The 10,670-nt window shown below is 47.5% G+C and carries 9 protein-coding genes; 3 read left to right on the top strand and 6 right to left on the bottom strand.

The window, feature by feature from the left end; translation table 11 throughout:
• From ACTG33_RS13960 to ACTG33_RS13935, 6 genes are all read right to left on the bottom strand, one after another.
• Positions 1-224: DUF6795 domain-containing protein (locus ACTG33_RS13960; RefSeq protein WP_439135837.1), on the bottom strand; the 224-nt coding region annotated here is incomplete at its 3' end.
• A gap of 61 nt (positions 225-285) precedes the next feature.
• Positions 286-534, bottom strand: coding sequence for a PAAR domain-containing protein (locus ACTG33_RS13955; protein ID WP_439135836.1), 249 nt, complete (start codon positions 532-534; stop codon positions 286-288).
• Positions 535-703: 169 nt separating this feature from the next.
• Positions 704-1,276, bottom strand: coding sequence for a DUF6931 family protein (locus ACTG33_RS13950; protein WP_439135835.1), 573 nt, complete (start codon positions 1,274-1,276; stop codon positions 704-706).
• 145 nt (positions 1,277-1,421) lie between these two features.
• Positions 1,422-3,281, bottom strand: a complete 1,860-nt coding sequence (locus tag ACTG33_RS13945; RefSeq protein WP_439135834.1) for a type VI secretion system Vgr family protein — start codon at positions 3,279-3,281, stop codon at positions 1,422-1,424.
• 286 nt (positions 3,282-3,567) lie between these two features.
• On the bottom strand, positions 3,568-4,056 hold the full coding sequence (locus ACTG33_RS13940) for an Hcp family type VI secretion system effector (RefSeq protein WP_439135833.1): 489 nt from the start codon (positions 4,054-4,056) through the stop codon (positions 3,568-3,570).
• A gap of 554 nt (positions 4,057-4,610) precedes the next feature.
• Positions 4,611-5,324, bottom strand: a complete 714-nt coding sequence (locus ACTG33_RS13935; protein ID WP_439135832.1) for a transposase — start codon at positions 5,322-5,324, stop codon at positions 4,611-4,613.
• Positions 5,325-5,651: 327 nt separating this feature from the next.
• Here ACTG33_RS13935 and ACTG33_RS13930 point away from each other — a divergent pair, with 327 nt between their 5' ends.
• The 3 genes from ACTG33_RS13930 to ACTG33_RS13920 form a co-directional block, all read left to right on the top strand.
• Complete coding sequence (locus ACTG33_RS13930; RefSeq protein WP_439135831.1) at positions 5,652-6,536, top strand: Stp1/IreP family PP2C-type Ser/Thr phosphatase; 885 nt, start codon at positions 5,652-5,654, stop codon at positions 6,534-6,536.
• A gap of 59 nt (positions 6,537-6,595) precedes the next feature.
• Entirely contained in the window at positions 6,596-9,400 is a 2,805-nt protein-coding gene (locus ACTG33_RS13925; protein ID WP_439135830.1) for a DUF6531 domain-containing protein, read from the top strand.
• Positions 9,324-10,670 (top strand): RHS repeat-associated core domain-containing protein (locus ACTG33_RS13920; protein WP_439135829.1); only part of this gene is annotated, 1,347 nt, incomplete at its 3' end. The genes ACTG33_RS13925 and ACTG33_RS13920, both read left to right, overlap by 77 nt.

Raw genomic sequence — 10,670 nt, 5'->3', positions numbered from 1 at the left:
TGCCCTACAACAAATTCCTGAGGCAGAAGACTTGTGATTGAGCGCTCAAACAGCGAAGGCATTTCAAAATACCCTTGATCGTCTGTCACAGCTTCGTCCCTGCGTTTACTTTGAAAATCGGTTTCTCTGATAACTCTTGCTCCCGAGACCGGCTCCCCCCCCCTTAGAATTACACCGGACACTTTGGAGAACGTACAAACTTTACCCGCATCAAAAATAGACATAACAAATCCATTACCTGAAAGAAAAATAAGGAACAACAGTACTGAAAATCGTTTAAGCAATTTAACCACCTACCAATACTGTCGGGCACCCAACTACAATCTTTCCACCGTGCGCAGTAGAATCCCCCAGTCGAGCCGCAGGCTTCTTCTGAATCATTACCGTTGAACTGCCCACGGCAACGGTGTCAGGAGGACCAACACACACGCAAGTGCTGCCAACTGTAGCCGAAGGCAATCCACCAATAATCACTGTAGGACCACCAGGCGAAACGATAGGGCCACCCACGTGGGGAACCGTTCCTGTGACCATTGGACATACATGCATATCAGTAATTCTAGACGCAGGCATTCCCATAACTGTTTTCCTAAATCGTTAACGTTTAAATTGCTAAACGGGCTGAATCATCGAATACGATAACGCAGCTTCAAGTAATATCCGCATAAGGTACTCATTAACGGAAAATCACTAACATCATCGTTCAAATCAATCCGTTGCCACCTTCAGCAAGATTGATACCCTGCTTGATAAACCGCAGCATCCCCTCTGATGGGTCACTTTCATTAAATTGTCCGCCAGCCAGAGTCACACTTCCGGAGACCGCGTGAGCATAGAGAAACTCGGGAGGGTTTACCTCTGGCTCTCCTGGCTCAGCCAAACTTCCTGTCGACCAACTCGCTGCCGTTGCCGCCCAACTGGCCGGTGTTTCGTAACGGGTTTTCTTGGCAAATTCCGCACAACGAAGTCGGTTTTCTTCTGTCGGCTTTTTCGCCCAGGCTTCTGCTGCGATCAATGCACCGGCATTTGATTCATCAGTTTCAGGCGACTGGGTTTGCCGGGTAGCCAGACAGGCCCACCACACAGCTTCCCGCTTGGGCAGCCCATGCGCAAGCAGCTTTATGGCATCGTAGTAACACTCAGCATCCACCAGTGCCATAACCCCGCCCTGAGGATTCAATTCAGGATGAAGCACTTCAGCAGCTTTTTCGTCTAACTCAAAATGGGCCATCAATTCGCCCGCATTAACCGCTGTTACTTTTACCCACTCATTCATGAACTTTTGTCCTGTTTTCCTTAGCCTTTGTCCTGTTTTCCACAGACTTTGCCCTGCTTTCCTTAGCCCTGGTCCTGTTTTCCTTAGACTGAGTTCTTAAGTCGCTGTCCCAAACACCCAATGTTGAGTTCAGCCTGTTCATGATCTAATTAATCATCGTCATAGAGCCTTTCAGGGTCAGGATACCCCCGGCTTTTACAGTGCTCATACCGCTGGCATTACTGTCTATCTTGATCGCTTTGAGCGTGATGCCTGACGGGGTCATCTCAAGAGTACTACCGCCTACTTTAAGGGTGATCGACGTTTTAGAGGTGATCTTAATGGCGCCTTGAACATCTACGGTCTGAGTGCCTGAGCTTACGGTCGTGGTCTGATTGCCCTTGCTGACTGTCGTACTCTCATTGCCCTCAGACACGGTAATCGTACGATTCTTGACCACCTCCAGTGTCTGATCATTTTCAACCTTACCTGACTGGTCATTATGGATCAGGAAATTATGGTCTTTCCCTGCCTCCATATACACCTCTTCCTCGCCTGGCTTATCATCAAACCTAAGCTCGTTAAATTTACTCTTATCGTATTCCGTCTTCCAACCGCTTTGGGTTGAGGTGTATTTGGGACCCGTATTGGTGCCGTTGTAAACCGCCCCCGTAACAATAGGTCTTTCAGGGTCGCCATTGACGAAGTTAATCACAACTTCTTGCCCCACGCGTGGAACAAAGTTCGCCCCCCAGTTTTTACCCGCAAATGATTGCATCACCCGAACCCAGCAAGAGTTTTGTTTACTGTTCCAGGGAAACTTCACTTGAACTTGGGTATACAGGTCTTCCGCCCCACTGGACTCTGTTGCCTTTACCTCCAGAACAGTTGCCAACTGAGGGTGGTGGATTTGCTTTTCAAAGCCGGCTGGATCAGGTCTGGGCGTAATATCCGCAGGAACGCAGGTGAACTCATTCTTAAATGAGGTTTTTCGGTTATTACCGTCAGACGCAGTGAGCTTCACCTGAGTCAGCAGGTATTTACCCTTTTCACTGGACAATGAATGGTCAAACTGAAAACACCCTCCGGCGGCGAAGTCAGCCACATCGCTGGCACCACTCCCTATATCAAAACCCATTTCTTGAAATTCGAGTGCTCGGTCAACAACCAACTTATTGACGTTATCTTCGAAGCTGTGCTTGTTATCCCCTTCAGCTTTAAACTCATAGGCCCCATAACGCTGGATCTGATAACTTGTGACATCATTAAGCTTGTTCTTAGTCTTCCCGCTTTTCAGATTATCCTTTGAAGTGGTGAATTCATTGTAATCCTTAAACTCGAAACCACCCGTATGGTATGAAAAGTCTCTCTGCCAGCGGTGAACAGTGCTTTTATCGGGCTGGCTACCGCCACCGTCATATTCTATTTTGCCGGAACAGCAATCAAAGTAGTCCTGATTACTATCGGTTAGAATCAACTCATGCTTGCCCTCAGCATGTTTGAAGTAATAGCTGATCCCCTCTTCCGCCATCAGGCGATTGACAAATTCAAAATCGCTCTCATCAAACTGAACACAATATTCACGCGGAGTATGGCTCCCGGTCAGGTTAAGCTTGAGAGAAACCACTTTTTTGTAGTCCGCAAAGACTTCTTCAAGGATTGCTTTCACTTCTTTTTGATGAAAAACCCGATTCTGAGAACCCAGATTTAAAAACCAAAAGCCAGGCACAACCGTTGCCCGATAACACCTCAACCCGCTGGCATCAACATCGTAGAGAGAGAATTGATTCACATAGCCATGGATAATACGAGGATCATCCTCTCCATTATTGTGAATAGACAGCGTCAGTGGGTGTCCTACAATATCCTGCTGTTTGATTTCATGATCATCTGAAAACAGCTCGACATCGTATTTGAAGAGATCAGAGACAAATTCCTGACCGGTAAGGTAAGTAGCAATAAACTTTGAATCACCCAATGGTGAGTCTACGCGTATTAATCGGTGATCCTGGTTTAAGATAGGCATAACCTTGTTAATCTTCCCTAATCAATTCAATGGTTAAAATGCTTTCTATTGAGATGACTTAAATGGTCAATATTTCACGAGATAAGATTTATTGAGCCATAATGCTCGCCGGCATTCAAACCTTCGAGCTCAAATATTCGGTGCAGTTCACCAATTACCACTCACGGGATAGCGTTACCCGCTGATCGTTAAGAGCTTATATCCAGTGAAAGACAAACTGTACAATCACCAAAAAGCCGGACATCCGCTGTATAGCGGAGCCCGGCTTTCGGATAACAGGCCGTTATTACAGCGGAGTTGCTGTAGTAAGGTCGTAACCAACACGCATGTTAGCAGTGTTCTTGTTGGTTTTATCAGCATGAGTCAGATCGGCTTCGATCTTGGCAAAGCTGATAGAGATAGCTTCTTGTGGTGGACCACCTGCAGAAGCATTCACAGAGTAGCTGGAGATGATGGAGTCTTCCAACTTGTAAACAGCGTACTTCTCAACAGAGTTGGCGCCAGTTTGTACAACGTGAATTTCAACAACAACACCTTCGTCACCAGTGACAGAAGCTTTGAATAAACCGCCAGATGAAGAGTCCAGTGGTTTAGTGAAGCTTACTTCGCTCAGGCTTGGGCGGGTAGCTTCACGGTTAGACATAGCACCAGCTTCCATGGTAATGCCACGACCTACACCAAAGTTAAAGGACTCTACCTCGATCCAGTCTTCATAGCCTTGAGCCGTTACGTTACCTTTGGTAGCCAAAGCATTAAAATTCATGTAGATAGCCATTAATGAAATCCTCTTTCTATTTGGTTTGACTTACAATTAACAAAATTAATTAAATATTTCGTCTCTTACCAATCCAATTCACTCAACATTCAAAAACGCGGCATTCAAAAACACTGTGCATTTAAATAAGTAAACCTTAGATTTGGCTGCGTGCTCACTTGAGGAGCGGATTGAATTTAAACAAATATTTTTTTAATTCAAAACCCTAAAAATCAACTTTTAAATCCACTCTGACACCATTTAACCAAAACCCCAAAATCATTAAGTATTTTTCAGAACGGGGCTTTCTCGGTAAAACCTTTAAACATAAGTTCTACAGCGTAATCGATAGGGAGTGTAAGCCCCTGCCACTAAAATCGACTCTGACACCATTTTCTCAAACAAGATTACAAAATATATTTTTCAATAAAACACAAAAAGGCATCATTGACTAACTAGAAAACCTAAAAAAATATAAAATAAAATAAAGGCTAGAATGGCGGGCAGCTTAAACAATTCAAAAACCAACAAGAAAACACGACAAAAAAATCAGAAAACCAAATACAACTTAATACCTAAGCATCAACTTTGTCTTTATCTTTATTAATCGATTTCGGCCGACCTCTTTTCATAGGCCTGACAGGTCTATCTGCAATTTTTTCAATACGATCTTTAAAAGCATCTCCACCGAGAACCTGCCCCAACTTTATTGTCTCCGCAATGTAGTTAAGTAGACGCTTGTCAAAGTCGTAACGAAACAATCGGCTATATTCGATAGCCCGCTCTTTTCTCGAGTCACCTAATCCTTTATAGACCTTATGATCCTTAAGAAGGTGATCTTGCTTGATACCCGTATTGTGTCGAAAACTGGACCATAAATAATCTTTTGGCTCTTCCACCAGATTTTGAAACATAGGTTTCAACTCAACATAGCGACAACAGCTAAGGAGATAGGCTTCGGAATCAATCAGACTGGATTTATAACGCCCCCCCCAGAGCGTTCCGGAACGTTTGTAACGGTGATTGGCATATTGAACGTAACGCCGCCCCAACGATTGCATCATGGAAGAAATGGCCTGCGGCACTCGGGGGGTCGCCACAATTTGAATCGAGCCAGGTAGAAGTACATACGCATGCACGTCTACCTGATACTGATCAGCTGCCAGTTTCAAACTGTGGAGATAGAATTCGTAATCTTCATCATCGAAGAAACAGTTCAGGTTATTATGGCCAACCTGAACAATGTGCTGAGGGATATCGACAATATTAAAGCGCGGAAGCCTGGCCATGAGCGTAGTGTAATCCTTACAGTTCTTTCCCTGAGTTCATGCTCTATTGTGCCGCAGCATTATGCAAAAAACTGATGACATTATCAATTGATGTTAATTGGCACTTTAGTATTAGTTCGTCCAAATAAAAAATGAGAGGCAAGTCACACTCGATCACGGTTCAACCAAGAAACGGATTAAATCTCGCAATTTGAATAAAAAGGGCTTCAACCGCTTTGAGCTTCTACGTTAGAATCGGCTCCCTGATGAATTCAGGCGTATAGTTAGAGCGAATTTTAGAAAGAAATCGCCTCTCAAGGATTAGCCCCAGCAAAACGGACTTGTGAAATGCCTTCAAAATTACCTCCACGTATTGCCATCAACGGCCGCACAGATATCGGCCAGGTTCGCAATGAGAACGAAGACAACATCCGTTGGTACAGTCATCCGACCCTGCCCTTTGGTTATGTTGTCGTTGCTGATGGTATGGGCGGCTATACCGGTGGCGCCAGAGCCAGCACGATTGCAGTTAACAGCATTGGCCGACATCTTGAACTGTTAATCAGTCCCACGTTTCAGTCGTGCACACCTCAGCAGCAGGAACTGATGATTCAGTCGGCATTAATTGAAGCCGTCAACAACGCCAACCAGGAAATTCTTGAAGAGAAAGAAGCTAACCCACAACTTGGGCACATGGGTACTACAGTAGCTATGGCCGTCATCTGGGAAAGCCAGGTAACCATCGCCCACCTGGGTGATTCCCGTGTTTACCTGTGGGATAAACAGGGTTTCGTACAGCTAACCAAAGATCACAGCCTTGTCCAGGAAATGATCGACAGCGGCAACCTTAATGAAGACCAGGCCAGAGCCAGTGAAATTCGCAACCAAATCACGAAAGCACTGGGTGTAACGTCTTCTGTTGATCCAACTATTAATAATTTTCAACTGACTCATAGCTGCCTGATGATGCTGTGCAGTGATGGTCTGACAGAATATCTGGATAATGGGCAGCTGGATTACGTGTTGTCCACCCACCGCCCTGCTCTCGAGTGCTGTTATCGACTGATTGACGACGCCAATCTACTTGGCGGAAAGGACAATATCAGTGTCGGAATTATTGAATACACAGCTAACCCTGCATCCGGCGAAACCATCGATGCACCTGCAATGCAGTTTACGCCACCTTCTGGGCCAGATGGAGAGGATGTCACCATCAGAAAGCAGGCTCAATAAACACTTTCAACTCAGCTTTTAACCTATTAGCAAAACCGCGACGTAAGGCAACTTCGAAAATGGATAGTCAGACAATGGATGGTCAGACACTGAACGCCAGAACCCCTTTAGTCATTGATGATACTCAGGGGAATCGTTACCTCGTAAGCACCCAACCCCCTGCAGATTTACCCCAAAATGTTCACGCTGAACAATTTCGGACAAAAGGTGAGTACTCCATCTTTTTCTCTCGCCTGTCGGATGAGGGTAAAAAAAACCTGACAAACGCACTCAGCAAGACCCATCACAACACTGTTGAAACGTTAATCTTGCAAGGTGATTACCGTGTCTTTAAGTTTTCTTCTGATCAACCGCTCCCCAAAAGTCTGAGCGCCAAGGCGGAAGAAACCGAACAGGTACCTGAAATCGGAGTCGTCCAGGCTCAAGCCAACACGGGCAAAGCAAACAATAGCTTTGGCGGCGCTGCTAATGTCGACACTGTATCTGTTACCTCTTCCAATGGCGGTGTTTCTAACAAGAAAACAGCCCCACCCAAGAAGGCCTCCTCTGCAAATAACAGCAGCGGTAGCAAGGCTGACAATAAAGCCAGCGACAAAAACGCCACCAAAGATACCCCCTGTGAGGGTGACCCTGTCAGCATGGTCTCTGGCGAGGAACTCCTTCCTCTGACCGACTTTACCCTCCCTGGTCCCATTCCTTTCCAATGGGAACGTACTTATCGCACCAGTAACCCGGAAAACTTCGGGCTTGGTCACGGCTGGACCCATCCACTGTGTGAACGTCTGACCATCGATAACGGTTTTGTCTATTACCACACACTGGAAGGTCGCGTCGTCCGCTTTGTACAACCTGTCATTGGGCACAGTCGCCGCAACCGCAGCGAAAAAATGACCTTGCATCGTCAAAGCGAGCACACTTATCAGGTCTTCATCAAAAGTGCCCCCCTCCGCACCTTCCGGGCAGACGGTATCAGCCAACACTTACCGCTGGCTGAACTGCGTGACGATTTTAACAACAGCATCAACATTGATTATCTGAAAGGAAAGCCCAACAAGCTGATCACCTCTTGGGGCAGAACTCTGGAGTTTCGCCACGATGATCAAGGACATATTACCGAGATTCACAGCGCTCATGGCAATCAGGACGTTGATACCCTGCTCGCCCGCTACGTCTACAACGATCAGAATGATCTGATCGAGGCTGAAGATCAAAGCGGAGCTTCAGAACATTATCAATACGACAATCACATCATCCTGCAGCGCACTACACACGCTGGTGTAAACTTCCTGTTTGAATGGGATCAACACACACCAGACGCTCGCTGTCAGCGTCAATGGGCTGATAACGGCGCTTACGATTACCATTTTAAGTGGCAATTGAAACGTAAAATCAGCTTCGCCACCGACGGCAACGGCAAAACCCGACAATACCATTTCGATGAAAACGGCAAAGTCGTCAAAGAAGTCGATCCAGAAGGTGGTATCACCAAACGCCTCTACGACAGCTATGGCCACCTCTGCAGCGAGACCTCTCCCGGCGGTCAAACCACCTACTACCGCTACGACGGTTTGGGGAATATCACGCGCATTACCGATCCACTGAATCACAGCACCCGCATTCGTTACAACTCTCAAGGCCTGCCTGCATTGATTACCGATGCCTTGGGCAATCACTGGCAGCGTCGCTACAACCAGCAAGGGCTACTCACAGAAACCCGTGACCCCATGGGTAACACCTGGCGCTACGACTACAACGAGCGCGGACAACTGGAGACCCTGACCGACCCCGAAGGTGGCAAACGCAAGCTGCAATGGAATAGCCAGTTCGAACTGCTCAGCGAGATCGATGCTGACGGCCGGAAAACCGAATACGGATACGACCATTGGAGCCGTGTAAACAGCGTCACAAATGCCGCTGGCCAGACTACCCAATATGAATACGACGCCGCAGGCCGGGTGACCAAAGTTACCGACAGCAAAGGCGACGTTACCCAGCTGCAATACAATCAAGCCGGCCAGGTCACGCACCATACTGACACCAGTGGCCGCACCACCGAATACCGCTACGGTGGCTTCTCTCAAGTAGAAGAACGTATCGACCCCAACGGTCAACGATTCCAGTATCAATACGATCAGGAACGCAACCTGATTGGCCTAATCAACGAAAAAGGCGAGCAATATCAGCTCAAATACGACGGCAACGAACGCCTGATCGAAGAAATCGGTTTTGACGGTCGTCAACAGCAGTACCGCTACAACCCTTCTGGCCATCTGATTGAACATCGCGACATGGACGTGATCACCCAGTTCAATCGCGATCCTCTTGGGCGCCTCCTGCGAAAAAGCAACAACTCCGGCGACGTGGCCGAGTTCCACTACGATGCTCTGGGCCGACTCACCGCCGCCAACAACAACGATGCGTTTGTTCGGTATAAATACGACGCCAGCGGCCGACTGATCGCTGAACACTGTGATAACGACAGCTCGGATGACGTCAGCAGCCATAGTCTCAACCATCAATACGACCAACGCGGCTGGCGCACCACCACCAGTTCTGACGATCACCACATTCGCTATCAGCACACCCCCGGCGGGCAGTTATACGGCGTAGATCACAACGGCAAACCGGTTATACGCTGCGAGTATGATCAGACCGGTCGCTTGAGCCAGCGCACTCAGGGGGCGCTCACCAGCCACTTTGACTACGACCCCATGGGGCGGCTGATCCAACAGTGGGTCAAAGGCCAAGCCAAAGACGATTCCGTAATCCAGCGGGACTACAAATACAATGCCGCAGGTAATCTGGCACAAATCGAAGACCTGTCTCGTCGCCTGTGTAAACGCCAACACCCACGACGGCAATGACCAGCTGACACAAGTAGACGGCGCCATCAAAGAAGCCTTCGATTTCGACCCCGCTGGTAACCTGCTTAAAAGTAACGACGGTGAAGCCCAATACGACCAAGGCAACCAGCTACGTCTGCACGGCGACCGCCATTTCAGCTACGACAAACGTGGCAACCTGATTCAGGAAAAGCGGGGCAAAAACCAGTCACTGACGGCCAACTACCAATACAACGGCTGGAATCAACTCACCAGTGTCGAAAAAGACGGCTTCAAGACCTACTACCAATACGACGCCCTCGGCCGCCGCATAGGCAAAACCGTCACCCACATCAAATCCAAACAACAAAAGAAAACCACCTTCTGCTGGAACGGCGACGTACTCTGGTCAGAAACCAACCACACGCCCAAAGGCGTACAAAGCCAGCACTACCTGTTCGAGCCCAACTCTTTCAGGCCGCTAGCCCTGATCAAAGATGACAAGATCCACCACTACCACCTGGATCACCTGGGCACCCCCCAGGAAATCACCGACGACAATGGCGATATCGTCTGGCAAGCTCAGTACAAAGCCTACGGCCAACTGGCCGGCTTCGCCGACAAGCCCCGCATATCCAACCCCCTGCGCTTTCAAGGGCAATACTTTGATAGTGAAACCGGCCTGCACTACAATCGTCATCGGTATTACGATCCGAGTGTTGGACGGTTTATTCATCAGGATCCGGTTGGGTTGTTGGGTGGTACCAATAATTACCGATATGCGCCGAACCCGGTTGGGTGGGTAGATCCTTCTGGACTATCTTGTAAAGAAAATTCTTGGAATGGCTTTCAACAAAGATCCAAGGGAGTATTTAAAAATTCGAGCCAAGCAGCAATTGGCTATCAATTATGGAAAGATCAAGACTGGCCTGCACTAGAAAAACTTCTTGGACCTGGATCATGGCCACCAAATCGAGGATTTGTGTACATCAAAAAGGAAATACTAGCGCCCGGCTCAAGAATAGACAGGTTTGGTGGATTCCATAACGACGCTGGAGAATTTAAAGACTTTGGGGGCTTTGTCTCACCTGAAGGAAATTCTTTTTCAAGCCGAGCCTTACCCAAAGAAACAAAGCATAAACCTTACAATGCCTATGACATTTCCCAACCCATTGAAGTTAATTCAGGCCCAGCTATTCCTTGGTTTGGGGAGACAGGTATGGGAACACAATACGAGTTATCAAACAATATTGACTCTTTAGAGCAGTCAGGTTCAATTAAACGAGTTAAGCCAAAATATAGGGCAGGAGAC

This window comes from Pseudomaricurvus sp. (assembly GCF_965662505.1).
In the GTDB taxonomy this organism is placed as follows: Bacteria; Pseudomonadota; Gammaproteobacteria; order Pseudomonadales; family Cellvibrionaceae; genus Pseudomaricurvus.
The sequence above is the reverse complement of the archived record's forward strand: the minus strand, read 5'-3'. Positions and strand labels throughout refer to the sequence as shown.